The sequence below is a fragment of the Pedobacter sp. KLB.chiD genome, from assembly GCF_047040275.1.
Classification (GTDB): domain Bacteria; phylum Bacteroidota; class Bacteroidia; order Sphingobacteriales; family Sphingobacteriaceae; genus Pedobacter.
On record NZ_CP178207.1, the window covers coordinates 3,462,466 to 3,489,176 of the forward strand.

General features: G+C 39.2%; 18 protein-coding genes. 11 read left to right on the plus strand and 7 right to left on the minus strand.

Going from position 1 to position 26,711, the window contains the following annotated elements; genetic code table 11:
* Positions 1-9: 9 nt before the first annotated feature.
* Positions 10-699 (minus strand): SDR family oxidoreductase, encoded by a 690-nt coding sequence (locus ACK1I8_RS14180; protein WP_412466017.1) that lies wholly within the window; start codon positions 697-699, stop codon positions 10-12.
* Between the two features lie 147 nt (positions 700-846).
* On the opposite strand from ACK1I8_RS14180, the gene ACK1I8_RS14185 reads away from it, so the two are divergent.
* The 7 genes from ACK1I8_RS14185 to msrA all read left to right on the plus strand — a co-directional run bounded on the left by ACK1I8_RS14185 (position 847) and on the right by msrA (position 5,736).
* Positions 847-1,581, plus strand: coding sequence for an MlaE family ABC transporter permease (locus ACK1I8_RS14185; protein WP_113949422.1), 735 nt, complete (start codon positions 847-849; stop codon positions 1,579-1,581).
* Positions 1,581-2,333: an ABC transporter ATP-binding protein gene (locus tag ACK1I8_RS14190; protein ID WP_265850718.1), complete on the plus strand. Its 753-nt coding sequence runs from the start codon at positions 1,581-1,583 to the stop codon at positions 2,331-2,333. Before ACK1I8_RS14185 ends, ACK1I8_RS14190 begins: the two co-directional genes overlap by 1 nt.
* A gap of 53 nt (positions 2,334-2,386) precedes the next feature.
* Positions 2,387-2,599 (plus strand): DUF2281 domain-containing protein, encoded by a 213-nt coding sequence (locus ACK1I8_RS14195; protein ID WP_412466018.1) that lies wholly within the window; start codon positions 2,387-2,389, stop codon positions 2,597-2,599.
* Entirely contained in the window at positions 2,599-2,985 is a 387-nt protein-coding gene (locus ACK1I8_RS14200) for a type II toxin-antitoxin system VapC family toxin (RefSeq protein ID WP_412466019.1), read from the plus strand. The genes ACK1I8_RS14195 and ACK1I8_RS14200 overlap by 1 nt, the downstream gene beginning before the upstream one ends.
* Positions 2,986-3,867 carry a class I SAM-dependent methyltransferase gene (locus tag ACK1I8_RS14205; RefSeq protein WP_412466020.1) on the plus strand — a complete coding sequence of 294 codons (882 nt, stop codon included), beginning with the start codon at positions 2,986-2,988 and terminating at the stop codon, positions 3,865-3,867. It abuts the gene before it with no gap.
* An 87-nt stretch (positions 3,868-3,954) separates the two neighbouring features.
* Positions 3,955-5,004 carry a hypothetical protein gene (locus ACK1I8_RS14210; RefSeq protein ID WP_412466021.1) on the plus strand — a complete coding sequence of 350 codons (1,050 nt, stop codon included), beginning with the start codon at positions 3,955-3,957 and terminating at the stop codon, positions 5,002-5,004.
* A 189-nt stretch (positions 5,005-5,193) separates the two neighbouring features.
* Entirely contained in the window at positions 5,194-5,736 is a 543-nt protein-coding gene (gene msrA, locus ACK1I8_RS14215) for a peptide-methionine (S)-S-oxide reductase MsrA (protein ID WP_412466022.1), read from the plus strand.
* Here the strand turns inward: msrA and ACK1I8_RS14220 are convergent, their stop codons facing one another.
* The 5 genes from ACK1I8_RS14220 to ACK1I8_RS14240 form a co-directional block, all read right to left on the minus strand.
* Positions 5,737-6,825, minus strand: coding sequence for an acyl-CoA dehydrogenase family protein (locus tag ACK1I8_RS14220; RefSeq protein WP_412466023.1), 1,089 nt, complete (start codon positions 6,823-6,825; stop codon positions 5,737-5,739).
* A gap of 25 nt (positions 6,826-6,850) precedes the next feature.
* A complete protein-coding gene (pnuC, locus tag ACK1I8_RS14225; RefSeq protein ID WP_412466024.1) occupies positions 6,851-7,471 on the minus strand; it encodes a nicotinamide riboside transporter PnuC in 621 nt (206 codons plus the stop codon).
* Positions 7,472-7,813: 342 nt separating this feature from the next.
* Positions 7,814-10,687: a DNA gyrase/topoisomerase IV subunit A gene (locus tag ACK1I8_RS14230; RefSeq protein ID WP_412466025.1), complete on the minus strand. Its 2,874-nt coding sequence runs from the start codon at positions 10,685-10,687 to the stop codon at positions 7,814-7,816.
* Between the two features lie 1,083 nt (positions 10,688-11,770).
* Entirely contained in the window at positions 11,771-13,453 is a 1,683-nt protein-coding gene (locus tag ACK1I8_RS14235) for a PNGase F N-terminal domain-containing protein (RefSeq protein WP_412466026.1), read from the minus strand.
* A 256-nt stretch (positions 13,454-13,709) separates the two neighbouring features.
* Positions 13,710-14,198 carry a cytidine deaminase gene (locus ACK1I8_RS14240; protein ID WP_412466027.1) on the minus strand — a complete coding sequence of 163 codons (489 nt, stop codon included), beginning with the start codon at positions 14,196-14,198 and terminating at the stop codon, positions 13,710-13,712.
* Positions 14,199-14,346: 148 nt separating this feature from the next.
* Between ACK1I8_RS14240 and ACK1I8_RS14245 the strand changes: the two genes are divergently transcribed.
* Genes ACK1I8_RS14245 through ACK1I8_RS14255 form a run of 3 tightly spaced genes read left to right on the plus strand, consistent with a single transcriptional unit; the run spans position 14,347 to position 22,664 of the window.
* Positions 14,347-19,335, plus strand: coding sequence for a translocation/assembly module TamB domain-containing protein (locus ACK1I8_RS14245; RefSeq protein ID WP_412466028.1), 4,989 nt, complete (start codon positions 14,347-14,349; stop codon positions 19,333-19,335).
* Complete coding sequence (locus tag ACK1I8_RS14250; RefSeq protein WP_412466029.1) at positions 19,319-21,634, plus strand: BamA/TamA family outer membrane protein; 2,316 nt, start codon at positions 19,319-19,321, stop codon at positions 21,632-21,634. Before ACK1I8_RS14245 ends, ACK1I8_RS14250 begins: the two co-directional genes overlap by 17 nt.
* A 7-nt stretch (positions 21,635-21,641) precedes the next feature.
* Complete coding sequence (locus ACK1I8_RS14255) at positions 21,642-22,664, plus strand: YihY/virulence factor BrkB family protein (RefSeq protein WP_412466030.1); 1,023 nt, start codon at positions 21,642-21,644, stop codon at positions 22,662-22,664.
* Positions 22,665-22,784: 120 nt separating this feature from the next.
* On the opposite strand, the gene ACK1I8_RS14260 is transcribed toward ACK1I8_RS14255, so the two are convergent.
* Complete coding sequence (locus tag ACK1I8_RS14260; RefSeq protein ID WP_412469377.1) at positions 22,785-24,653, minus strand: DNA topoisomerase IV subunit B; 1,869 nt, start codon at positions 24,651-24,653, stop codon at positions 22,785-22,787.
* 461 nt (positions 24,654-25,114) lie between these two features.
* Between ACK1I8_RS14260 and ACK1I8_RS14265 the strand changes: the two genes are divergently transcribed.
* Positions 25,115-26,452, plus strand: coding sequence for an APC family permease (locus ACK1I8_RS14265; protein WP_412466031.1), 1,338 nt, complete (start codon positions 25,115-25,117; stop codon positions 26,450-26,452).
* Positions 26,453-26,711 lie beyond the last annotated feature (259 nt).

The window sequence follows — 26,711 nt, forward strand, 5'->3', positions numbered from 1 at the left end:
ATTTTGTGTTTAAAAATCAAGCGGAGTAATTAAAACTTCATCTACATTTACCCCTTTACTTAAGTTCAAAATGGTAAATAAAGTTTCTGCAATATCTTCAGGCTGTACAAATTTTTCATCAGGGATTGTTGTGCCTTCCCATGATGAAGTTTTGGTTGCACCTGGCAAAAACGCTGTCACTTTAACATGATGAGGTGCTAACTCTTGCCGCAATACATGATTAAGACTCAACATCGCTGCTTTTGTTACACTATAGCTCCCTCCATTTTTTACGGGTACTTTACTGGCCACTGAACAGATGTTGAATATGTGGCCCCGCTTAGCTGAGCGCATTTTTTTTCCAAAAAATTTACTGAGGTAATAGCTGGCATTTACATTTAAATGCTGTTGTTTTTCAAAGGTTTCGTCGTCCTCATCAAGCATACTTCCTGGCAAAAAGACCCCTACATTATTGATTAAAACATCAACACCATCAGCATTTACAGCTGCCGAATTTAAAAAAGCATACACATCTTCTTTAACCGAAAAATCTGCTGCATATATAAAAACAGCATTCCCATAAGGTGTTAGCTCTTCCCGAAGGCTATTGAGTTCTTCTAAGCCTCTTGCTGCCAAAATTAAATCGTACCCGCTCCGGGCAAATTTAGTTGCAATGGCTTTACCAATTCCCTTAGTTGCACCTGTTATTACCGCTTTCATTATTTATGGTTTAATTTTTGTTGACAAAAAACCATAATTATATTCAAAACCACGAATATTTTTGTAATTAGCAAAGCGCTCCAACTTTTTTATCGTTTCTTTGTAGTAGTATAGAATGATCATTTAAATTAAGCAAATACATACGGAATGAATTTTACCAATTTCGGCAGATACATCCTGCTACTCAAGTCTGTATTCAGAAGGCCGGAAAAACTGAAAATTTACCTGAAAGAAATCGCCAAACAAATGGATTACGTTGGTGTGGGTTCTTTAGGTCTAATTGCGATTATTTCTACTTTTATCGGTGCAGTAATGACTTTACAAATTGCTTTCCAGCTGGTTAGTGATTTTATCCCAAAAACCATTATTGGCTCTGTAAACCGCGATTCGAGTATTTTAGAATTAAGTCCAACTATTAGTGCAATTGTACTGGCAGGAAAAATCGGCTCGGCCATTTCATCTGAAATCGGCTCGATGCGGGTTACCGAGCAGATTGATGCCTTGGAAATTATGGGTATTAATGCACCCGGATATTTAATCCTTCCTAAAATTATTTCGGGCATCACCATGGTACCGATGTTGGTTATTATATCGATGTTCTTAAGCATTACCGGTGGCTATATCGGTGGTTCGGTTTCTGGAGCGGTAACACCGGCAGAATATATCCAGGGTATTACCACCGATTTTAACCCTTACACCATTACTGTTGCTTTGGTAAAAGCATTTGTGTTCGGTTTTATTATCACATCTGTCCCGGCATATGAAGGATTTTACGTTCGCGGTGGTGCACTGGAAGTTTCTCAGGCCAGTACAAGGGCCGTTGTAATTAGCTGTATTTCTATTTTAGCTTGCGATTATATCGTGACCCAATTGTTATTGTAATGATCGAAATTAAAGATATTTATAAGTCATTCTCTGGAAACGACGTATTACAGGGCATTTCCGGGAAGTTTGAAGAAGGCGTTACCAACTTAATTATTGGTGGTTCGGGTTCTGGAAAAACAACCCTGCTTAAATGTATGGTAGGTTTACACCAACCGGATTCTGGCTCGGTATTGTATGATGGCCGCGATTTTACCCCGATGACCTATGAGCAGCGTATTGAGGTACGTAAAGAAATCGGCATGTTATTTCAAGGCTCTGCGCTGTTTGACAGTATGACGGTTGAAGAAAACATTATGTTTCCTTTAAACATGTTTACGGATCAAAGCCGAAAAGAAAAACTTGAAAGGGTTGATTTTTGTTTGGAACGGGTAAACCTTGCCGGTAAAAACAAATTATTTCCGGCAGAATTATCCGGTGGTATGAAAAAACGCGTAGGTATTGCACGTGCCATTTCTATGAACCCAAAATACCTTTTCTGTGATGAGCCTAATTCCGGTTTAGATCCGAAAACTTCCATCGTAATTGATGAACTGATCAAGGAAATTACCGAAGAATATAAAACCACTACCATTGTGGTAACGCATGATATGAACTCCGTAATGGGTATTGGCGATTACATTCTATTTCTCCATGAAGGAAAGAAATTTTGGGAAGGTAGCAACAAGGAAATTGCCCACACTGATATCCAGGAACTGAATGACTTCGTATTTGCCAGCCGCTTCATGAAAGCTGCAAAAGATAAGTTTTAAGAAAAATCGTATATTTGTATATGACTACGGCTACCAAAAATATCATTCACAAATTGGAAACCTTACCAGAAAGCATGGTAAATGAGGTTGAAGATTTTATTGATTTTTTAAAAGCCAAACATTCAAAAAGCTTCCCTAAATCAGCAGATGAAAAAACAGATATTGTTGAAGAACCAAAAAGTTTGTATGGCGCTGCGAAAGGGACAATTCTTTATATCTCTGATGATTTTAATGAACCATTAGATGAACTAAAGGATTATATGTAATGCGTTTTTTATTAGACACCCATATTTTTTTATTTTTTATTAACGGAGATTATTCTATCTCAGAAAAGGTAATTGATATCATTAACAATACCGATTCAGAAAAATATATTAGTGTAGTAAGCATTTGGGAAATTACAATTAAGCTTAATATTGGGAAGCTGAAATTAAAAGATGATATAAATTCTATCTATCAGCTGCTTGAGAAGCATGGAGTGAAAATACTCCAGCCTTCTAAAAGTGACTTTATCACATACTCAACATTACCTTTAATACATAAAGACCCGTTTGATAGATTAATTATTTCGCAAACCCTAACAAATGATTTAATCTTGATAACTGATGATCAATATATTAAAGGTTATCCAAATTTAAAGTTATTTAAATAAATGATACAATTACTTGCCCCTACCCATTGGAAAGATTATGAACTGATAGATTGCGGGGATTTTGAAAAATTAGAACGTTTTGGAAACGTCATCCTGATCCGTCCTGAACCGCAGGCCGTGTGGAAAAAAACATTATCGGAACAGGATTGGAAAAAAGCAGCCAACATTACTTTTAAAGGCCGTTCTGCAACTTCAGGCGAATGGGTTAAAAAAAATCAGTCTATTCCAGACCGCTGGCATGTTGAATATAAAAATAATGAGGTAGCCATTAAACTCCGTTTAGGTTTAACTTCATTTAAACATGTGGGTGTATTTCCTGAGCAGGCAGTGAACTGGGATTTTATCTCTTCATCAATTAAAAAGTTTAAAACACCACAGCCAAAAGTTTTAAATCTTTTTGCCTATACCGGGGCGGCATCGCTAATTGCAAACGCGGCAGGCGCAGAAACTACCCATGTAGATTCGATTAAACAGGTGGTTACCTGGGCAAATGAAAACCAGGAACTTTCGGGATTGAAAGATACCCGTTGGATGGTTGAAGATGCGCTAAAATATGTAAAAAAAGAATTAAAAAGAGGCAAAAAATACAACGGTATTATCCTGGACCCACCTGCTTATGGCCACGGCCCTAACGGAGAGAAATGGAAACTGGAAGACCATATTCAGGAAATGATGCAGGATGTAGTGCAATTACTGGATGAAAAAGAACATTTCCTCATCCTAAACACCTACTCACTTGGATTTTCTTCGGTGATTGTTGAAAATTTAATCCGTACTTCTTTTCCCGCGGTTAAAAATCTCGAAACGGGAGAACTTTATTTACAGGCCACTTCAGGCATTAAATTGCCACTGGGTGTTTTTGGTAAATTCTGTAATGTGTAAATGTTGATTACTTTATTTTAAACTACCATATTTCCGCGCTACTTTCATCGGTCCGGAAAAAGACTAAAATTTAATTATCTTATATCTATGAAATTCCCTCAATTAGCAGGCACCATCATACTTGGTTTTGCCGCAATCAGCTTATTTGCCAACTGCAATTCAGACAGTAAGGGCGGAAGCAGCATTGGTAAAATCTTTTCAACTGATACCACCAAAAAAAAAACCGACTCAACCGCAAATGTCATGAAACCGGTTGATCCAAAACTTTACGATTCATTGGTAAAAAAACTGGCTAATGGAGATACTACAGGGAAATGGCCGGTTAAAAAACAACCATATCCTTTGGCAGGCGCTATTTTACCTTTTAAACGCATCGTTGTTTACTATGGGAACCTGCACTCGAAAAAGATGGGTGCACTTGGCGAATATGCACCTAAAGAAATGTGGCAACGCCTGAATGCTGAAGTTAAACATTGGGAAAAAGCTGATCCTTCTACGCCTGTACAACCAGGATTACACTATATTGCCGCAGTAGCCAGTGGAACACCCGGAAAAGATGGAAAGTATATCAACAGAATGGGTGATAAACAAATCGATTCTGTTTTGAAAATCGCTAAAATGCGGCCTAATACTATTGTCTTTTTAGATCTTCAGGTTGCTTTAAGTACCATAAAAGCAGAATTGCCCCGTATTGAAAAATATCTTGAACTGCCTTATGTACATTTAGGAATCGATCCTGAATTTTCAATGAAAGATGGTTCGTTGCCTGGTAAGAAAATTGGCACCTATGATGCTGCAGATGTAAATTATGTAACACAATACCTTGCAGATATCGTTAAAAATCACAATCTGCCTCCGAAAGTATTTGTGTTACACCGTTTTACAAAGAAAATGGTAACTAATTCAGCCAATATTAAACTACGTCCGGAAGTGCAGGTAGTGATGCACATGGACGGATGGGGCGAACCAGAATTAAAAAAAGGCACCTATCGCCACTTTATACAAAGCGAACCGGTACAGTTTACAGGTTTTAAGCTGTTTTACAAAAATGATCTGAAAAAAGAGCCAAAGCGGTTGATGACTCCGGAAGAGCTTTTAAAGCTCACTCCAAAGCCGATATATATTCAATATCAATAAATTTCAAGCCTGTAATAAAAATTACAGGCTTTTTTTATTTCCTAACGATCGCTATTCGCACTACAATATAAAACAGCGTTAATCAAAACCTGCAAGAATAATCAGCCTCCAACTCCATTGTAATATCAAAGAAATGTCTTTTTTTTGAAAAAATCTGAAATTTGGAATAGATTTTATATCAAGAAGATTATGCAAATAGCAACATTTGGCGGAGGCTGTTTTTGGTGTACCGAAGCCGTTTTTCAAACTTTAAATGGTGTAAGCCAGGTTACATCGGGCTACATGGGCGGAGATTTAAAGCATCCCACCTATATGGAAATATGTAATGGTGATACCGGGCATGCAGAGGTGGTTCAAATCACATTTGATGAAAATATTATAAAGTTTGCTGAACTTTTATTAATATTCTTTAGAACCCATAATCCAACAACCTTAAACAGACAAGGTAATGATGTTGGAACTCAATACCGGTCGGTAGTCTTTTATGAAAATGAAGACCAGAGAAAGCAGACAGAAAAAATGATTGCTGATTTAACAGAAGAACATATTTTCGATAGGCCTATTGCTACAGAAGTTGCTCCGGTAGCTGAATTTTACGAAGCAGAAGATTATCATCAAAACTATTTCGGACACAACCAATCAAAGCCATATTGTGCTTTTGTAATACAACCTAAACTGAACAAGTTTATGGCAGATTTTAAAGATAAAATTAAATCAGCGTTTTCAGCATAATTAACTATCGAAAGTAAGTAAGGCATGCTGGCTGGCGGTATAAATATCCCTCCAAACCCTGTTGATTTCTGATTCTTTTTTAGCAGCATCCAAACCACAGTATGGAAACAAGGTGGCTGCCAGTTTCCAACAGGCATGGGCCAATTTACGGCTATTTGAACTCACCTCCTTTAAATTGTCGTCTGCAATTTGACCACTATGGACTAACTGATTCCATGATTCATCAAAAGCACAGTAAAATTGCGTACGTAGGTTTAACAATTCATCTTTGCAGCGGTTAAGCTCATGGTTAAAAAACAAAATCTGTGCTTCGCTATATCTGCCCAATCCGGAACGGGCATAAAAAGATTGTTCTACCAGTTTAATAAAGTGATTGGTCATTCCCAAACTATTCACGGTTAATGTAGTTTCTGCGAGCTGTAAAAAGGGATAATCAAAACCACAATCTGACACTTCAATTTGCTGATTAATTTTAAAGGTCCGATTTTCCTTGACGTTTAAATTACGAACTTCAAAAGCATGGCTTCCGGTAGCTATTAAGCCAAAGTAAGACCAACCCGGTAAAATATTCACTTCCTCTTTTTTTAGGATAAATGACTTAACCACTTGCAATCCATTTTCATCCAGGATATCATCACCGGTTTCGTTTTTAAGGGCACAATTAGCGGTAAATATCGTAGCATGCAGCGCACCGCTTGCATAACTCCATTTCCCATTGATCAGATAACCCTGCTTTGTTTTAATGGCCACTCCGCCAACAGCACCACTCCCTGCAAAACAAACTTCACGCTCGGCGAAAATCTCTTCAGCCAATGCTGGATTTAGAAATCCTGCAAACCAGCCTGCGCCAGCACAAAGTGTAACGGTCCAGCCTAAACTTCCATCGGCTTCCGCTAATTCTTCTTCCAGCCTTAAAATCTCCGGAAGTTTTTTCCCTGGTCCGCCATAAACTTCGGGTACAAAAAGCTTAAACCAATTTTCCTGATAGGCCAGTTCCAAGATTTCGGGGTGTAACCTGCCCATTTCTTCAGAAATTGCGGCATAAGCTTTAACTTTTTCCTTCCATGCAAGGGTTAACAATTTACTCATGATTTATGGGTGCAATTGAAGATAATCAGGCTATATTGAACTTATTTTTATCAACGATCTTTTTCCATTCAAAAAAACCAAATATGGCTACGATGAACAAGAATGTTGTTAAGCAGGCCATAAGTGGAAGTTTTTTATGAAAGAACAATGGGACGGCCACTATATTGGATATATTCAGGAATATCCAATTTTCAATTTTGCGTTTAGCCAATAACCACATGCCTGCCCAGGCTGTTGAAGATACAATGGCATCGAACAATGGCACATCCGAGTCTGTATAATGCCTCAATACCAGGTAAAGCAGCCCAAAGCCGACTATCGAAATCGAAATAGCAATCGTTAATTCCTTATTGCCCGACCACGATACCTGGTTCTCGCCCTCCAGCTTTCTTTTTTTCCAGATAAACCAACCGTAAATGCTCATGGTCAGATAATAGACATTTAGAAGCACTTCAGCATATAATTTTACGCCCAGCAATAAAAACATCCACAACAAAACAGAAATTATTCCGGTTGGATAAAGCCAGATGTTATTCCTCTTTGCCAATAAAACTTCAGCTACACCAAAACCCACAGCCAGCCATTCGATTAATGAAGTGTGTAAAATCTGATCCTGAAAAAGCTTAAACCAGTCTTGAAAACTCATTTACAATAGTTGTTAAAATCATTGAAAACTGCTTTCAGGGCAAAACAGCAAGGTAAATGCTAACCTCTTTCCTACGTCGGTATTATCCGCATCAGGTTCATTTAAGGTGGAGGCTGGACGGTTAGAAGGTGGAGGGGATACCTTCAACCTTTTACCTTTCTACCTTTGACCTTAAAATGGGTATAATCTCAGCAAGTTGGAGGCAGCAGAAATTGCCATACCAAAAAGCACCCCTTTGAGTGAGGCAAATATAGGTTTAAAAATGAAATGTTTCCATTGAAATGAGAAGAGTTGTCAACTTTCTGACCGTAGGCCATTAAAGCTGACAACTCTCCAATCTATTTAGAATAATCCTAACTGCCCTTTATCATCAATATCGATATCATCCGGGTTGGTGATTTCGAAATCTACCTTTTTTACGGGTTTTTCGTTCGCCCTGGACTTATCCTCAGCTTTAACTTCATCCTTTTTAACTACTTCAGGTTCTGATTTAGGCTTTTCTACTGTAACAGGTTTTTCCTTTGCCTCTGGTTCTGCAGCCTTAATTGCTTGCACTTCTGAACGTTCAAACTTCGGTTTTGGTTGTGCTACAACCGGTTCATCGGCAACTATCTTTTCAGTTCCGTTATCTGTTATTGTTTCTCTGTTACTAACTTCAGGTACTGATTCCTCAACGCCATTTTCCTCTATAGTTGTTTCTGCCAGTTCTTCGACAACTATTTCAGGCTCCTCTAAAATTACTTTCTGAACATCATGCGGAGATAACCTGTTCCCGTTCGCTTTCAATCCTTTCACATCAATCAGTTCTGCCAGGGTTAAATCTAATGTTTCAGGGATTTGAGTTTTCCCTTTTAACACATCAACAATGATTTTTGCTGCAGGATTTGAAGTGAGATACAATAACTTCGACTTCTGCTCTTCACTGATAAAAATAGTTTTCTTGCCATTGGCCTGAAGTTCGAATACAAAACGTTTGATGAAATAGTTCTGTGCTTTGCCTTCAAAATGAACAGCCGCGAAGATCTGTTCGGGGTCAAACTTCTGGATCAGGATTAACCCATCATCAAAGTGATTGCTCAGCTCAAAAGAACTCAATTCGTAATATCCATCTTTATGTACCTGTAAAATACGGTCATCGCCATCAAATTCACCCAGGTATTTTCCACGGCCGTCAACATTCAGGCGCTTTAATAAATCATCATACCAGATTTTCAGTCCCGATAAGGTAGAAACGCCTTTACTTTTCAGCACGATTTTCTTAACCGGATATTTGGATACGATATTACCCTGCGAACCACGTCCTTTAATGGCCACTTCGGCGAAGTCAAGATCAAACTGCAGCTTACGCAATTTGGAGTGCGGCTTTAGCGCTACATTAATCACTTCAGCTTCTCCATTAGGATTAGCCGTAAAATATAAAACCTTCGATCCCTTCGATCCCTTGGTTAAATCATATTCCTTATCGCGCGTTACGCCTACTACAGCAAACCTTTTAATATAGGAAGTACCACTTGCTCCATCCTTATAAACCATGTTATAAATGGTACGCTCATCGTTTTTCTTAAACACCTGCACATGGATAATGCCTTTACCCACAAAGGTTTTGTCGGCTACTTTGGTAATGATGCATTTTCCATCCTCACGGAAAACGATTATTTCGTCAATATCCGAACAATCGGCTACAAATTCATCCTTACGCAAGCCCGAACCCACAAAACCATCGGCCCGGTTTACATATAATTTTACGTTGGCCAAGGCAACTTTTGACGCTTCCACCCGATCGAACAAACGGATTTCGGTTTTACGTTCCCTACCTTTTCCGTATTTATCTTTCAGCTTCTGATACCAGGCAATAGCATAATCGGTAAGATGTTTCAGGTGATTTTTAACCACTTTTATTTCATCTTCCAGGTTTTTCATCTGCTCATCGGCCTTTTTCACATCAAAACGGGTGATGCTACTCATCGGCTTATCAATCAGTTTCTTAAAATCCTCGGGTAATATTTCGCGGTAAAGTGAGGGTTTAAACGGTTCGAATAAAATATGTAATACCTCGACCACGGTTTCAAAATTGGCTGAGTTTTCATATTCAGGATTCTTATACATGCCCTCCTGAATAAATATTTTAAGTAACGAACTAAAGAAGATTTTCTCCTGTAATTCATGCAGACGGATTTCGAGTTCTTTTTTAAGTAAACTCTTGGTGTGTTTTGTATTTTCGATCAGGATATCGTTCACACTTAAGAAGTGTGGCTTATCGCCCTGGATAATACAGGTATTTGGCGAGATCGATACCTCGCAGGCCGTAAAGGCATAAAGGGCATCAATAGTTACATCAGGCGAAATACCCGGTGCCAGGTGTACTACAATTTCTACATTGGCTGCCGTATTATCTTCAATCTTTTTGATCTTGATCTTACCTTTATCATTCGCCGATAAAATACTATCAATTACGGATCCTGTAGTGGTACTGAACGGAACTTCGCTGATCACCAGCGTTTTTTTATCCTTTTCGGTTATTTTGGCACGCACCCGGATTTTGCCGCCACGCTGACCTTCGTTATAGTTCGAAAAATCGGCCATACCGCCCGTAAAGAAATCGGGCAGTATATTCGGGCGCACACCGCGTAATGCTTCCATCGATGCATCCAACAATTCGATAAAATTGTGCGGCATTACTTTGGTGGCCAAACCTACTGCAATACCTTCTGCGCCTTGTGCAAGCAATAATGGAAATTTAACCGGTAAAGTAATCGGTTCATTATTACGCCCATCGTAACTTAACTGCCATTCGGTTGTATCAGGATTGAATACCACTTCATTGGCAAATTTCGACAAACGTGCCTCAATATAACGTGGTGCTGCAGCACTATCGCCAGTAACCGGATCACCCCAGTTACCCTGCATATCAATCAGTAAATCCTTTTGCCCAATCTGCACCATCGCATCGCCGATGGAGGCATCACCATGTGGATGATACTTCATGGTATTACCGATTACGTTAGCTGCTTTATTAAAACGGCCATCGTCCATCTCTTTCAGAGAGTGCATTATGCGGCGCTGAACAGGCTTTAAACCATCGTTAATATGCGGAACCGCCCTATCAAGAATTACATAAGACGCATAATCGAGAAACCAGTTTTCGTATAAACCGTTGATTGGGGTTATGGTATGTTTGTGCTCTTCGTTTACGTTTTGATCTAATTCTTCACTCATTTATTTACAGAAATTGGCAGCCGTAAATATAATAAAAATGATGGCACAGCGTGAAGAGAGGTTATTCACATTTTGCAAAGAACACCCGTCCTATCGCGGCTGGTGTTTCACCTGCCGAAATTTTAACTTACTTGTGTTGATTTGGAAAGCAGGGTTCCCTAAGTTGCACCAAGCGTCAATCCCGCTTCATCTATCGGCTGGTGTCTCAACTGCCGAAATTTTAACGTACTTGTGTTGATTTGGAAAGCAGGGTTCCGTAGTTGCATTTAATATCAGTCCGGCTTTCCGATACGATCTTTTTTGTCCGCAGGCCACGCTCAGCCTACAAAAAAGGATCTCCCCTTCAATCCGGTTTAGGTGGATAGTTTTGTGCTGCTATTTAGGGTAGCATAGCGCAGATCACAAATTACATATAGAACTAAATAAAAGTAGTGATTTATCCTATAGGCTGGTGTCTCAACTGCCGAAAATTTAACGTACTTGTGTTGATTTGGAAAGCAGGGTTCCGTAGTTACATTAAATGTCAGTCCGGCTTTCCGATACGATCTTTTTTGTCCGCAGGCCACGCTCAGCCTAAAAAAAGGATCTCCCCTTCAATACGGTTTAGGTGGATAGTTTTGTGCTGCTATTTAGGGTGGCATAGCGCAGAAAACCAGTCTGATCATTCTTCGAAAGTAAAATGCAAGAAAAATTACAGGACAGCCGCTATTCATCTATCGGCTGGTGTTTCACCTGCCGAAATTTTAACTTACTTGTATTGATTTGAAAAGCAGGGTTCCATAGTTGCATTTAATATCAGTCCGGCTTTCCGATACGATCTTTTTTGTCCGCAGGCCACGCTCAGCCTACAAAAAAGGATCTCCCCTTCAATCCGGTTTAGATGGATAGTTTTGTGCTGCTATTTAGGGTGGCATAGCGCAGAAAACCAGTCTGATCATTCTTCGAAAGTAAAATGCAAAAAAATAACGCAATCATACAAACCATCAGCTAAAATGGCATGTTTTCTAAAAATAGATTTCTCGGCTGCGTTGCACTTCGCTCGAAAGGACGATCGCGTAGGTATACTGATCCCTAAAAAATGTGTTATTCTTCACCCAAAAGCACCCCCGAAACGTTCCAGGCACTGGAACTTCCGCCCTCAGGTTTCCCCATAGGGATAGTTACTCTTATGGTATGCGTACCCGCTTTTAAATCGCCCAGACTAATCCAGTTTGGATTGGTAACCGTACCCGGACACCAGTTAGAGCGGCTTAAATCCGACGAAGAAAGTCCACTTTCAAAATTGCCTGAAGCTGGGTTGGATAAACGGTACGATCCGCAATCCTGTCGCCACGGCGTGAAAGCAAAAACTTCTTTTCCATCTAACCAGATCGTATTTTTCCTCGGTACAAACTCATCGCCATTACCCCAGCCGCCATGCCCGGTGGTAATGTAACGCAATTTTGCATCCTTTAAATCTTTGGTAAGCGTAAAAGAAACTTCCAAACCTTTTTCGCTGCTAAACATCGTTGCATATTCCTGTCCGGCCATCTCCAATACATTGGTCGAATTGAATAAAGGTAAAATCACTTCTTTTGCTTCTTTCGGTCTGCCACCATTGTGCAGGGTAATATTTAAAGAAACCTGATGTCCACCTTTATCATAGTTACCAATAAAAACAGCTACCCAGGCTTCTTTTCCGTTCACCACTGGAAATAACTCCGAAACATCCTGACGGTAATAAACTTTATCCGCCCAGTTTTTATCCTTTAATTTTAAGGTATTGTATTTACCCACGCCAAAAGGCGTAAAAAAGCGCATCAGTTCGATTACCGGGTTATAATCTGCCGTAGCTACTACGCCCTGGTATTTCTTCCCGTTTCCATTATCGTAAACAGGTAATGCCTTAACCGAATTTTTAAGCGCATCCATCAAACTGATCGTTTTATCGGTCGGAATAATAAATACCGAACCCGTTCTGTCATAAGCATCACCCTTTGATTGCTCTGTTAAATCGACAAATACATTCGGATTAGCCATTTTAGGAAATTTAACTTTTCTGGCGATTACTGTTCCACCGGCAAAGCGAAAAACAGAATCGTTCGATTGTGGCTTATCAATAAAATTGATTGTTTCGTTATTGAAAACATTTAAAGTAATAAACCGGCTTTTCCAAAGCAGATCTTTATAAGTTAATCCATCGGTTAGTTTAGACGATATTTTTCCCGGGTCAATTGGCATGGCTTTCTTAACTTCTTCAATTTTTGTAGCCGTTACGTAACTGTTTCCATTACGCACCTGCTCTAAAACCAATCCCAGGTTTTGGCCTAAACTCGTTGGTGCAGCTTTTATCCCCGCATCGGTGGTATACCATAGATCTATACGGTTAGAATTTACCACCATTGTTGCCCTTTTGCAGATGTATCCTAAAATTACTTTTGTCTCCGCGCCAAACTCAAGAACCTGCTTAGCAATGGCAGTGCTATCATCAGTAGCGATCTGATGATCGGCACTTAAATCAGCCACCTGAAATAAAATCTGTTCAGGTTTCGTTACAATACCTTGTTCATAAGGATATTTAGCCTTATGATCTAAAATAGATGCGTTACTGATTAAGTTCTGCTTTGCAGAAGCAATAACCACTATAGGATTTCGATCTTCTTTTGGTTTCCCATCAGCCGACCGGAAATAAGTGATTTTATAAACGGCATTATGGTTAAGTACGCGCTGCGCATGCAGTTTAAAAGAAATAAAAATAGAGAAAAAGAAGATGTAGAGATATTTCATTATGGTTAAAAAACCAAATATAGAGAATAGTTGATATTAGTGGTTGGTTAGACACCGACCGATAGATTAAAGGTTTCCCGCTGATCATACAGACTTTGGCAGATTTAAAAACAATTGCAACGGCAAACTGCAAACCAGTCCTGCACTTATCGGCTTAAATCAGCGGGAAATAACTGTAAAAAAGCTTCCGGTATACCCCGGAAGAGTACAGCAGATTATGTGCGCTGCAAACTTTTAATTTAGCACCGAAAACCGCTTACCTTTCCAACCTATCCTCAACAAAAGCAAACGGTATCAAACTCTTTACACTCGGTACTTTTAAAACTTCTCCATTTAAACAATAAAAAATCACCTCAATAGGTTTGTTTTGTTTACGTTCAAATTCTACCATTACCTGTAAGCAACCTCCGCAAGAAGTTACTGGCTTCAAAATCTCAAAATTATCGGTCTGCGCCGTAATTGCCATACTTTCAATCACCGCATCCGGATAAGTAGAACCAATATTAAAAAGGGCAACACGCTCCGCGCAAAGTCCTGAAGGATAGGCTAAATTCTCCTGGTTGCTGCCCAAAATGGTTTCGCCAGAGGCCAAGCGAATGGCTGTGCCCACCCTAAATTTAGAATATGGCGAATAAGAGGTACCCAAAGCCTGTTGTGCAAGTTCGCAAAGGCTTCTATCGGCCAATGTTAACTCTGAAATACCGGCATACTGTTCAAAAGTTATATTAAGATGTATTGAATTCATTTTAACCTGATTATGAGACCGCAAATGTTAAATTTTTACAGCGGGCGAACAATTTAGGTTATTTTTTGTATTATTTAGTAAAGCTGCCTTAAAATTAATTTTAATGGCATGCTTTAGGCATTTATCTAAATACCAAACACACTTAGCTTTGAATAAATACGTACGCAAAAGTCTTAAAATTTTATTGTGGGTAATTGCTTCCATCATTTTTCTGGTGGTTGGTGTGGCCCTTTCGCTAAATATTCCAGCTGTTCAGAATTTTGTTAAAGGGAAAGCGATCAACTATCTTAAAAACAAAACCAAAACCGAAGTGAGTTTAGAGAGCATAAAAATTGCTTTGCCTAAAGACGTGGTTTTGAACAAATTTTACATTCAGGACCTTAAGGGTGATACCTTGTTATATACGGAGAAACTTGCAGTTGATATCAGTTTATTTAAATTGTTAAAAAATACGGTTGAGATCAATAACATAGAACTTAAAAACGTACGTGCGAATGTAAAGCGCATCACTCCGGATACAACTTTCAATTTTTCTTTTCTGGTTGACGCTTTTGCCAGCGACCAGAAAAAACCAGAGGAGCAGGTAAAAAAAGATAGCACTTCTACCCTAAAATTTTCTGTTGATAAAGTTTCTTTCGAAGATATTGGCATTAACTACCGCGATGATGTTGCGGGTAATGATGTGAAATTATATCTAGGCGCATTCAAAACCAAAATCAAAGATTTCGACCTGGCCAACCAGCACTATGTTATTAAAGAGTTGAGCCTGGCGAATACTTCATTGCGTTATTTACAACAAAAACCATTGGTTAAATTGGTACAGCACATTACCAACAGCGTAGATAGCACGGAAAAAACACAGGGTAAACTGCCATTAATTGAGGTACAGAATTTCGTTTTCAATAATGTAAAGGTAAACTACGACGACCAGGTTTCGACAACGAAAGCAGTTGCCGATGTAAATGATCTGGGCCTGGTAAACCTGAAAGTAGATTTAACCAATAGTAAATATTCGGTAGATGATGCGCATTTAAACAAATCGAATATCCTCTTTGCTTTTAAACCAGCCCCAAGCAACGATTTAAAGAAAGTTAAAGATACCGTCGTTCCTGAAAAGTCACCTTTGGGCCTGTTAATTAAAAATATTAGTTTAGGCGATAACGATGTACAGTTTGATAACCTGGGCGCAAAACCCGCGCCTCAAGGTATGGACTTTAACCACCTAAAAATAAATCAGTTAAATTTAGGTGCCAGCGATGTAAGCTATAGTGCAGCAGGAATAAAAGCCAATGTTAAAAATGGGTCATTAAAGGAAAAGAGTGGCTTTATCCTCGATGAATTACGCGGTGATGCGGTGTACAATGACAAACAGATCAAGCTGAGCAATTTTATACTGAAAACACCAAATACCAGCATTGAAAATGCTACGGAATTAAATTTTACCTCAATGGAGGATCTGACCAAACATCCGGAACGCGTAAAATTGAATATAGCCCTTAAGAACACCACCATTGGTTTAAAGGACGCCGGATATTTTAGTAATGCTGTACCCGTAAATTATCGCAATGAAAAAATAAAGATCAATGCTGATGTTAATGGATATCTGAACGAACTGAATATTCCAAAACTACAGATCAGCGGTTTAAAAAATACGCAGATTGATATCAGTGGAAAAGCAAAAGGTTTACCCGACATTAACAAAACCTTTCTTGATTTAAACATCAAAAAACTTCATGTTACCAAAAGTGATATTTTAGTGGCCGTACCTAAAAAATCGTTGCCTCCTTCCATTGAACTGCCTAACGTGATCGATGCAAAAGGTAATTTTAAGGGCTCCATGACTGATTTTAACACCAACCTGAACATTAATACCGATATGGGTGGTGCTGTGGTAGTTGCAGGTATGAATGGCCCTAAAGGCAAAGAAAGTTACAAGGCAGATGTTAGTTTAAATAATTTCAACGTTGGCCGCCTACTAAAAATGCAGCCTAAACTAGGCCGTGTTTCGGTTAGGGCCAATGTGGCGGGAACAGGCCTCGATCCTAAAAAAATCAATGCAAAGTTTAATGCTAAAGTATTAAATGCTTATTACAATAAATACACTTACCGCAATTTAACCCTGGCAGGAAATTACAGCAACCAGCGCATCAACATCAAAAGCAGCATGCCAGATAGCAATGCCAATTTTAATCTGGATGCTAAAGTAAATCTTGCAGGGAAATATCCATCGGTAAAAGCTGATCTGAATTTAAAACAGGTGAACCTTCAGGCACTAAACTTTAGTCCAACGGTTTTAAGCGCTGCAGGTGTAGTTAGAGTTGACCTGGCCACCGCTGACGCGGATTACTTGAACGGATCGGTTGATGTTACCGGTTTACAACTGGTAAAAGATCAACAAAGAATCAATGTCGACACGATTTCGATCCGGGCAAAATCAACCGCTAGCGAAAACGAGCTTACACTAAAATCCGAAATACTTTCGGCAAAGATTGATGGAAAATATCAACTCACCAAAGTAGGCAGTGCCATCATCAACGAAATTAATAAATACTATGCTTTTGGCACCGTAACCAAAATTCCGGATCAGCGTTTAAGGTTTTTTGTTCAGGTTTATGATTCTAAACTGTTAAAGAATTTTGTGCCTGAGTTGACGGTATTTAAACCCTCTCAGTTTTACGGATTGATTGATACTCAAAAAGACAGTCTGCAGATTAAGGGTAATTTCCCACAGGTAGTTTATGGCGATTTTAAAGTAGATACGACGGTTTTAAACATCAATAATGATAACAATAAATTAGACTATAGCTTAACCGTTAAAAGCCTTCAAAGTCCCTCTGTGGCACTTTTTAATACCGAGGTAAGTGGCGATGCTGCCAATAATAATTTAGGTGTTAACATTTTCTTACGCGATAGGCAGAAAAAAGACAAATACGTTATTGGTGGTAATTTCCAATCGATCAACAAAGATTTTAAATTCGCTTTAGATCCGCAGAAACTATTGCTCGATTATCAAAAATGGGTGGTTTCACAAGATAATTATATCCAGTTTGGTGCATCGGGCATATTGGTAAATCAGTTTCAAATCAGCAATAATGGACAGTCACTTTCCATCAATAGCAACCCTACCCAACCCAATGCGCCTTTAGCTGTCGCATTTAAAGATTTCCAACTGGAAACCTTAACCAAATTTGCCGAAACCGACACGACTTTGGTTGGCGGTCGTTTAAACGGAACTGCAAATGTTAAAGATTTGGCCAGTACGCCAAAATTTGAAGCAAACCTCACCATTGATCAGCTGCGTTATCAGAAAGACCAACTGGGTACCTTACGTTTAGCGGTAAACAACAATACCGAAAACGCTTTCGAGGTAAATGTGGCCTTAACCGGTGTACATGAGCTAAGGGTAAATGGCTTCTATTATACCGCACCGAAAAGCGCATTAGACCTTACCGTGAACATCGATAAGATCGAAATGAAAAATATTGAGAGTTTATCTGCGGGTCAGCTTAAAAACGGAACGGGTACACTAACCGGGGCACTAAGTGTTAAAGGCGAATTAACTGCTCCAAAAATATTGGGCGATTTAACTTTCAACAATGCGGGGATCAGAGTTGCGTATGTAAATTCGTACTTCCGTTTGCCTAACGAGAAAATTTCATTTACAAATGAAGGGATCAGTTTTAATAACTTCACACTGATTGATTCCCTGAATCAAAAGGCAACCATCGATGGAAAAGTTTATACCAGTAATTTCAAAGATTATCGTTTTGGTTTAGATATCAAAATGAACAATTTCAGGGCAATCAATTCGACCGCAGCCGATAATGACCTCATTTATGGAACAGTATTTTTAACCAGCGATATTAAAGTACGCGGCGATTTGAACCAGCCTGATGTGAACATGAACGTGAGGGTGAACAAAGGCACAAAATTTTTCTTTGCCCTGCCAACAAGCGACCCTTCAGTTATTGATCAGGAAGGAATTGTACAATTTATTGATGCTGATGCCCCACCATTTAACGGCCAAAAGGCTTTAAAAGTAGATAGCGTGAGTAAATCAGCCATGAAAGGGATTAACCTGGTTGCAGCCATCACCATTGATCCTGAAGCCGAATTGAATGTGGTGGTTGATCCATCAAATGGTGATGCACTGAATATCAAAGGTGAAGCAGACCTGAATGCAACGATGGATCCCAGCGGCAAAATAAGCTTAACAGGCCGTTATGAAATTATTGATGGTTCATACAATTTATCAGTTGGTCCGCTAGGCAAAAAAGCATTCAAACTGGTTAAAGGAAGTACCATTGTCTGGACGGGTGAGCCAACTTCTGCCAACGTAAACTTAACGGCATTATATGAAGTGAATGCGGCACCTATCGATCTGATCAATGAGCCAGATAATGTCCAGGCCAAAACCAAATTGCCTTTTCAGGTTTATTTGATGATGAAAGGTGAGTTATTGAAACCGATCATTTCTTTCAAACTTGATTTACCTGAAAACGAGCGAGGGGCATTAAATGGTACGGTTTACACCAAATTAATCAATGTAAACCGCGATGAAAGTGAATTAAACAAACAGGTTTTCGCGCTATTGGCATTGAACAGGTTCATCGCCAATAATCCTTTCCAAAGTTTGGCAGGCGGTGGAGGTGGTGTTTCTACCCTGGCCAGATCAAGTGTGAGTAAATTGTTGACAGAACAGTTAAATAACCTTGCTTCCGATTTAATTCAAGGTGTGGAATTGAATTTTGGCGTAAATTCATCAGAAGATTATTCTACCGGCTCACTTCAGCAAAAAACAGACCTTGAAGTTGGTTTATCAAAAAAATTATTAAATGATAGGCTTACGGTAACCGTGGGAAGTTCTTTCGCATTGGAGGGACCGCAGGCACCAGGCGAAAAATCGACAGATATTGGCGGAAATGTAAATGTTGAATATGCCTTATCAGCCGACGGAAGATATAGGTTAAGGGCTTACCGACGCAACCAAAACGATGTAATCGTACAGGGACAGATTATCGAAACCGGTTTGGGTTTCACCCTGGTAGTAGATTACAATAAATTCAGAGAGATTTTCCAGAAAAAACGCAACAGAAGAAACATTGAACAAAAACCTAAAAATGAGACAACTAATTAGACCAATTTTATTTGTACTGGCCTGCTTAGTTTGGGCTGCATGTAGCTCTACCAAATCATTAAAGCCTGGACAACATTTATATACGGGTGCTGAAGTAAAAATTAATCCGGATTCGTCAGGTAAAATTGATGATGAAAAACAGGTAAAAAAAGATTTAGAAAGTAAAACAAGACCCCGCCCCAACAAATCTATTTTGGGTATAAGATATAAACTGGGCATTTATAACCTGGCAGGCGAACCTAAAAAGCCGAAAGGGTTTAGAAACTGGTTACGAAGACAAGGTGAACCGCCCGTATTAGTGAGCGAGGTAAAACTGAAATATAATAATGATGTACTAACCAGCTATCTGATAAGTGAGGGTTATTTACAAGCTACAGTTACCGGCGATACCGTAGTGAAAGATAAAAAAGGCAAAGCGGTTTACACTGCAGAAACCGGTAACCGATATAAAATTAATAAAGTTACTTTTCCACCTGATACTGGCGTTTTAACTAAAATTATCAATCAGAATAAAAATAAAACCTTAATAAAGGTAGGCGATTATTACGACCTCGACAATTATAAAAACGAGCGTATCAGGATCGATAATGACCTAAAAGAGCAGGGTTATTTTTATTTCAGTCCCGATTACCTGATTATGCAGGTAGATAGTACCATCGGTAAAAACCTGGTAAATGTAAATATCAAAGTTAAAGACATTGCGCCTGATGCCGCATTAAAACCATATAGTATCAGGGATATCAACATATATCCAAGCTATACCTTACGTAGAGATACCCTCTTAAGAAAGTTAAAACCGCTTGAATATCACGATTTCAGCATTTATGATGACCGCAATACTTTTAAACCGAGATTATTTGATCGTCTTGTTTTCTTCCAGAAAGGTGAACCTTACAACCGTAAAGATCATAACCAATCGTTAAACAGAATGGTCAATATTGGTGCTTTCAGGGATGTAAGGGCAGAGTTTTTACCGGTTGATAGCTTCAAAAATAATCAGTTGGACCTGAATATTTACCTTACCCCATTGAAGAAGAACTCATTGAGTTTCTCGGTTACCGGTACCAGCAAATCAAACAATTTTGTGGGTTCGGAGGTAAAAGTTACCCAAACCACGCGAAACTTATTCAGAGGTGCTGAGCAATTAGATGTAAGCGTTAGCGGTGGTTTCGAAACACAGGTTAGAGGTACTTCGCTGGGCCGGAATTCCTTATCCTTTACAGCTGAAGGAAAACTAACTTTCCCAAGGCTGATTGTACCATTTTACAAACCTAACAGCACGAATGCTTTTATCCCGAAAACCATTACATCGCTTTCTTATCAGATGCTAAACCGGGGCTCTGAATATACCCTACACGCGATAAAAGGTGAATACGGTTACAATTTCAGAGAAAATCAGTATAAAGAGCATAACTTAAATCCTATTTCGATAAGTTATATTTCTACCGGTTTTCCTGACTCGAACAGGCGGGATAGTTTATTTGAGGCAAATCCGTTACTAAGAAGTACACTCGAAAATCAATTTATTATTGGTAGTAATTATAATTTTACCTACACCAACCAGATGGAAACCAATCGCCGCAACAATGTTTATTTCTTTGGCGGTTTAGAAACCGGTGGTAATGTTTGGGGCTTATTTACGCCTAAAAATGAGATGGGCCAAAGAACTTTATTTAATACCCCACTTACGCAGTTTATCAGGGCAGAGGCCGACTTTAGGGATTACTATAAAGTTAACCGTAACCTGATCTGGGCAAACCGCCTGAACCTGGGTTATGGTTACGCTTACGGCAATAGTTCATCCTTACCATTCGTAAGGCAATTTTTTGCAGGTGGCAGCAACGATATCAGGGCCTTTCCGGCCCGGACCTTAGGTCCGGGCACTTACAAAGTTCCGGATGATGCTATCTTTGCCGATCAAGGTGGTGATATTAAATTGATGCTTAATTCTGAACTCCGGTTTAAGCTTGTAAGTGTGCTTTATGGCGCATTGTTTGTGGATGCTGGAAATATCTGGCTCCGGAAAGAAGATCTTGGAGAACCGGGCAAACCGGAAACGGCAAGATTAGGATCCGGTTTTAAGTTGAAAAACACCTTTAACGAATTAGCTGTGGGTACTGGCGCTGGTTTACGTGTAGATGCAACCATTTTCGTAGTTCGTTTAGATGTTGCCTTTCCAGTGCGAAAACCATATCTGCCTGAAGGACAAAGATGGGTATTTGACGACATTGCCTTTGGCAATAAAGACTGGCGCAGGCAGAATTTAATTTTTAATATAGGCATAGGATATCCGTTTTAATTTTCAGATGAAAGTAATTAGCAAGATCAAAAATTTCTTTATTGCGCTTTATCATCTTTTTGTTGCTGCCGGAAAAGGGTTTGTAGAAGATCGGGTAACTAAACTGAGTGCTTCATTGGCTTACTATACTATTTTTTCACTTACCCCGCTTATTATCATTCTCCTCTCAGCAGCCACCTTATTTTTTGGAGACGAAAGAAACCAAAAGACAAGGGGCCAGTTTTACGGTCAGGTGACCGAAATGGTGGGCAAAGATGCAGCTACACAAATTCAGGGTTTTGTAGAGCATGCTAATAAATCAGGTCAATCTACCATTGGTTTAATTATTGGTATAGCTACGCTGATCATCGGGTCTACGGCCATTTTTATTGAAATACAGGATAGTATTAACATGATCTGGAAGGTAAAGGCTGTACCCAAAAAAGGTTGGCTGAAAATGCTTTCCAATAGGTTATTATCCTTTTCTTTAATCGTTTCAATGGGTTTTTTATTGCTGGTATCGCTGGTCATCAATAGTATAGTGGTGGGTTTAGGTTCAAAATTAGCCAACCTGATTTCACAAAGTGAAATAAAGGAAGTTATCCCGGTAGCCAACGACACCATGACCTTGCTGATTTATATTTTGAACAACGTCATTACGCTTGCCGCCGTAACCGCCGTTTTTACTGTTATTTTTAAAGTCTTACCAGATGTGATCATCCGATGGAAATCGGCAATCATCGGTGCTTTGTTTACAGCTATCCTGTTCAGTTTAGGTAAGTACCTCATTGGAATTTATATCGAAAAAGGCAATCCGGGTTCTGCTTTTGGAGCGGCCAGCTCCATCATTGTGATTTTATTGTGGATTTATTACACCTCAATTATACTTTACTTTGGCGCTGAATTTACCCAGGCTTATGCCGAAAAATATGATAACGGCATTGCTCCCAGTAAATACGCGGTATTCACCAAAATTACCATTGTAGAGAAAAAGGTAGATGTACTGCCACCGCAGCATCCGGAGGATACAGTGAATGCGCCAAAAGAGTAATTACCATTTGAGATCACGGCCGTCATCCTGAACTTTTCAGGTTCCAAAAAAGGTCTTTATTGCCACTCTCGATTAAAAACACATGGCAAACAGTTTCGTGAAGACAAACCATGGATAAAGCTAAGCTACCTCTTCTGTAATCACCTTTTCTTCAGTTACCTCATCCTTCTCTATCCTTAGGTTGCGGATAATATGCTGCTGCCTGTCTGGCGTATTTTTTCCCATATAATATTCTAACAGGCTTTTAATGGTCTGATCTTTTAAAATAACGGGATCCAGTCTGATGTCTTTACCAATAAACAAACCAAATTCGTCCGGAGAAATTTCACCCAGCCCTTTAAATCGGGTTATTTCTGGTTTATTGCCCAGTTTTTCAATCGCATTTTTACGTTCTTCATCGCTATAGCAATAAATAGTTTCCTTTTTATTCCGAACCCTGAAAAGCGGTGTCTGCAAAATATATACATGGCCTGCTTTTACCAGATCTGGGAAAAACTGCAGGAAAAAAGTCATCATCAGCAAACGGATGTGCATACCGTCCACATCAGCATCTGTAGCAATCACGATATTGTTGTAATGCAAGCCATCTAAACCATCTTCAATATTTAAAGCATGCTGTAGCAGGTTAAACTCTTCATTCTCGTACACTACTTTTTTAGTCAGCTCGTAACAGTTAAGCGGTTTTCCTTTCAAACTAAATACTGCCTGGGTATCTACATCGCGCGATTTGGTAATGGAACCTGACGCCGAATCTCCTTCAGTAATGAACAACGTAGTTTCATAACGTTTTTCGTGTGTGCTGTTGAAGTGAACCTTACAATCGCGCAGTTTTTTATTGTGTAAGGATGCCTTTTTAGCTCTATCGTTAGCCAGTTTTTTAATGCCGGCAATATCTTTACGCTCCCGCTCGGATTGCATAATCCTTTTCAACAAGGCATCGGCAACATCAGGATTTTTATGCAGATAATCATCCAGTTCCTTTTTAACAAAATCATTAATGAATGTAGCTACAGATGGCCCTTCCGGCCCCATATTCTGCGATCCCAGTTTGGTTTTGGTCTGCGATTCAAAAACGGGTTCCTGTACACGTATGGAAATGGCTGCAATGATGGATGAACGCACATCAGCAGCATCAAACTCTTTTTTGAAAAACTCCCGAACTGTTTTCACCACTGCTGCCCTGAAGGCTGCCTGGTGGGTTCCGCCTTGTGTGGTATGCTGCCCGTTTACAAATGAATGGTAATCTTCGCCATATTGCTGACCATGGGTCATCGCAATTTCGATATCGGGCCCAACCATGTGAATAATCGGGTATCTGATTTCATCAGGTTTATTAAATTTAGAAAGCAGGTCGTACAAGCCCCTTTCCGAAAAGTATTTCTGATTATTGAAATTTATTGTTAAACCTGTATTTAAGAAAACATAGTTCCAAACCATGCTCTCTACAAAATCGGGGATATAATGATAATTTCTGAAAATACTTTCGTCGGGGTAGAAAGTAATGGCCGTACCATTGCGTTGTGTAGTATCAATTACCGGATTTTCATTTACAATCTCACCTTTAGAAAACTCCACTTTTTTGGTTTTTCCATCACGGTACGATTGAACGGTAAAACTGGTGGAAAGTGCATTAACGGCCTTTGTACCTACCCCGTTTAAACCTACCGATTTTTGGAAGGCATTGCTATCATATTTACCGCCGGTATTAATTTTACTTACACAATCAATTACCTTGCCCAGTGGAATACCACGGCCGTAATCGCGAACGTTCACCTTTTGTTCTGATAGTGTAATTTCGATGGTTTTTCCGGTTCCCATTACAAACTCATCGATAGAGTTATCTACAATTTCCTTCAACAAAACATAAATACCATCATCTTGGGCAGAGCCATCACCAAGTTTCCCGATATACATCCCCGGGCGTAACCTGATGTGTTCTTTCCAATCCAATGAGCGGATACTGTCGTCGTTATAAATTACTTCTGCCATAATGTGTTCATTGTTCTTCAATGAAAAACCCTGCATTTTTTTGATTTGCAAAGTGATGAAGAATGTATAGAAATAACCCTGGTCATCGAAATAAACATTTTCAAGTACGTTCCCCAGAATTATCATACAATAATAGATTTATTCTGTGAGGCAAACAAAAGAAAGTTTCAACATACAAACATGGAGGATGGAATAGGTAAAATGGGTAATGGCCTGGTAGCAGGTTGATAGTTCAAAGTTTGATAGTTGGAACTATGATGGTCATGGCGAGAAGTTTCATCACTTACGTTTTTATGCCGTCAATTATCAATTTCTCCATTGGCTATCAACCATGAACCAAAAGACCGATGCCCCAATGAACCGATGATCAAAAGAAATAATTTCACTTCCATCTTACCTCTTCCGCCTTACATCTTTATATAATTTCCATATCTTCATCACTTTATTTAATATTCTTATCAATGCAACCGAAAAAACAGCTTTCGCTCTTTGATTTATCCATGATTGTGGTGAGTTTGGTTATTGGAATGGGCGTTTTCCGTACACCCGTAAACGTAGCGGCAAAAGCTCAGATTCCCGAATTATTTTACCTGGCCTGGTTTATTGGTGGTTTTGTGGCTTTCTGCGGAGCATTAACTTATGCCGAAATCGGTTCGCGTTTTCCGGTAACTGGTGGCTATTATAAAATTTTCTCGGTGGCTTATCATCCTTCCATTGCCTTTGCCATCAATTGCATCGTAATTATTTCGAGTGCGGCATCGGTGGCCGCGATATCTATCATTGGGGCTGAGTACCTGAGCAAGATTATTTTACCACCAGCCATACAAAACGAAACATCAAGGGTAGCGATAGCTATTACCACCATTTTGGTATTTTATCTGATTAATCTGTTGGGCTTAAAAGCGAGCGCTAAAACGCAAAATATACTAACGGTAATTAAAATCGGAATGATTTTAACTTTGATCTGCGCGGTATTTTTTGGCGGACAAACAGAAAGTATCACGCCTGTTTTTAAAACGGCAAGCGGGGCTTTACCAACCTGGTATGATTATGGAAAAGCTTTAGGCCTATGTTTAATTGCCGTTTCTTTTTCTTACGCAGGTTATGCGCAAACCATCAACTTTGGTGGCGAAGTTAAAGAAGCCAAAAAGGTAATTCCACGTTCCATTATTATCGGTTTAACCATTATTGTAGCCCTTTATCTTATTATCAATTATGTATATGTGAGGGTAATCGGTTTCGAAGAATTGAAATCGGCAGAAAGTATCGCCGCAATATTGGCCTCGAAAATATTTGGTCAGGCCGGATTTAATGCACTTTCGGTAATTATTTTTTTTTCCGTAATGGGCTATATAAATGTAAATCTGTTGAGCAACCCAAGGGCAATGTTTGCCATGGGAGAAGAAGGTGCGCTGCCAAAAATTTTTAGCAGGATGAACAAAAAAACAGAAGTAATTACCATGAGTCTAACGGCTTTCACCTTAATTGCGGTAGTGATTATTTTCTATGCCAAAACCTTCGATAAAATTTTAAACTATACCATTTTCTTAGAAAGCATCAGTATGGCCAGTTCAGCAGCCACCATTTTCATCCTTCGAAAAAGAACAGCGCATCTTGATAAAAAAACGATCTATACTGTGCCTTTATATCCTATATTGCCTATTATATTTATTGCTGCTTATACTTTTGTTGCCTTCAGTATTTACGCTGACGATGAAAATGCAGCACTTAATGGTTTATATATTTTTGCCGGCTTTCTGGCGATTTATTTTATAAGCAGGTGGTTTAACAATAATTAATTGTACGCAGATCGTCATTCCCAACTTGATCCGATTGCTATCGGATGGGAATCACGCAGTGTTTATGAATGCCACTGAATGAAATGAAAACTTATGAATGATCGTAATGCGATAAGCTTTAAGATTCCCGCCTGCGCGGGAATGGCGCCAGATCTTCGGAACTTGCCAAAGGCAGACCTCAGTAAAATAAACCTGATTGGAATGAACATGAAGCAGGAATGATCTACCCGGTTACACAGAACTTTGCTTTACAAAAAAC

Coding starts and splice junctions, on each gene's coding strand:
- msrA (WP_412466022.1), top strand. CDS start 5,194: ATGCAAATAGCAACATTTGGCGGAGGCTGTTTTTGGTGTACCGAAGCC.
- ACK1I8_RS14240 (WP_412466027.1), bottom strand. CDS start 14,198: ATGAATTCAATACATCTTAATATAACTTTTGAACAGTATGCCGGTATT.
- ACK1I8_RS14235 (WP_412466026.1), bottom strand. CDS start 13,453: ATGAAATATCTCTACATCTTCTTTTTCTCTATTTTTATTTCTTTTAAA.
- ACK1I8_RS14220 (WP_412466023.1), bottom strand. CDS start 6,825: ATGAGTAAATTGTTAACCCTTGCATGGAAGGAAAAAGTTAAAGCTTAT.
- ACK1I8_RS14265 (WP_412466031.1), top strand. CDS start 25,115: ATGCAACCGAAAAAACAGCTTTCGCTCTTTGATTTATCCATGATTGTG.
- ACK1I8_RS14190 (WP_265850718.1), top strand. CDS start 1,581: ATGATCGAAATTAAAGATATTTATAAGTCATTCTCTGGAAACGACGTA.
- ACK1I8_RS14210 (WP_412466021.1), top strand. CDS start 3,955: ATGAAATTCCCTCAATTAGCAGGCACCATCATACTTGGTTTTGCCGCA.
- ACK1I8_RS14200 (WP_412466019.1), top strand. CDS start 2,599: ATGCGTTTTTTATTAGACACCCATATTTTTTTATTTTTTATTAACGGA.
- ACK1I8_RS14260 (WP_412469377.1), bottom strand. CDS start 24,653: ATGGCAGAAGTAATTTATAACGACGACAGTATCCGCTCATTGGATTGG.
- ACK1I8_RS14180 (WP_412466017.1), bottom strand. CDS start 699: ATGAAAGCGGTAATAACAGGTGCAACTAAGGGAATTGGTAAAGCCATT.
- ACK1I8_RS14205 (WP_412466020.1), top strand. CDS start 2,986: ATGATACAATTACTTGCCCCTACCCATTGGAAAGATTATGAACTGATA.
- ACK1I8_RS14185 (WP_113949422.1), top strand. CDS start 847: ATGAATTTTACCAATTTCGGCAGATACATCCTGCTACTCAAGTCTGTA.
- ACK1I8_RS14255 (WP_412466030.1), top strand. CDS start 21,642: ATGAAAGTAATTAGCAAGATCAAAAATTTCTTTATTGCGCTTTATCAT.
- pnuC (WP_412466024.1), bottom strand. CDS start 7,471: ATGAGTTTTCAAGACTGGTTTAAGCTTTTTCAGGATCAGATTTTACAC.
- ACK1I8_RS14250 (WP_412466029.1), top strand. CDS start 19,319: ATGAGACAACTAATTAGACCAATTTTATTTGTACTGGCCTGCTTAGTT.
- ACK1I8_RS14230 (WP_412466025.1), bottom strand. CDS start 10,687: ATGAGTGAAGAATTAGATCAAAACGTAAACGAAGAGCACAAACATACC.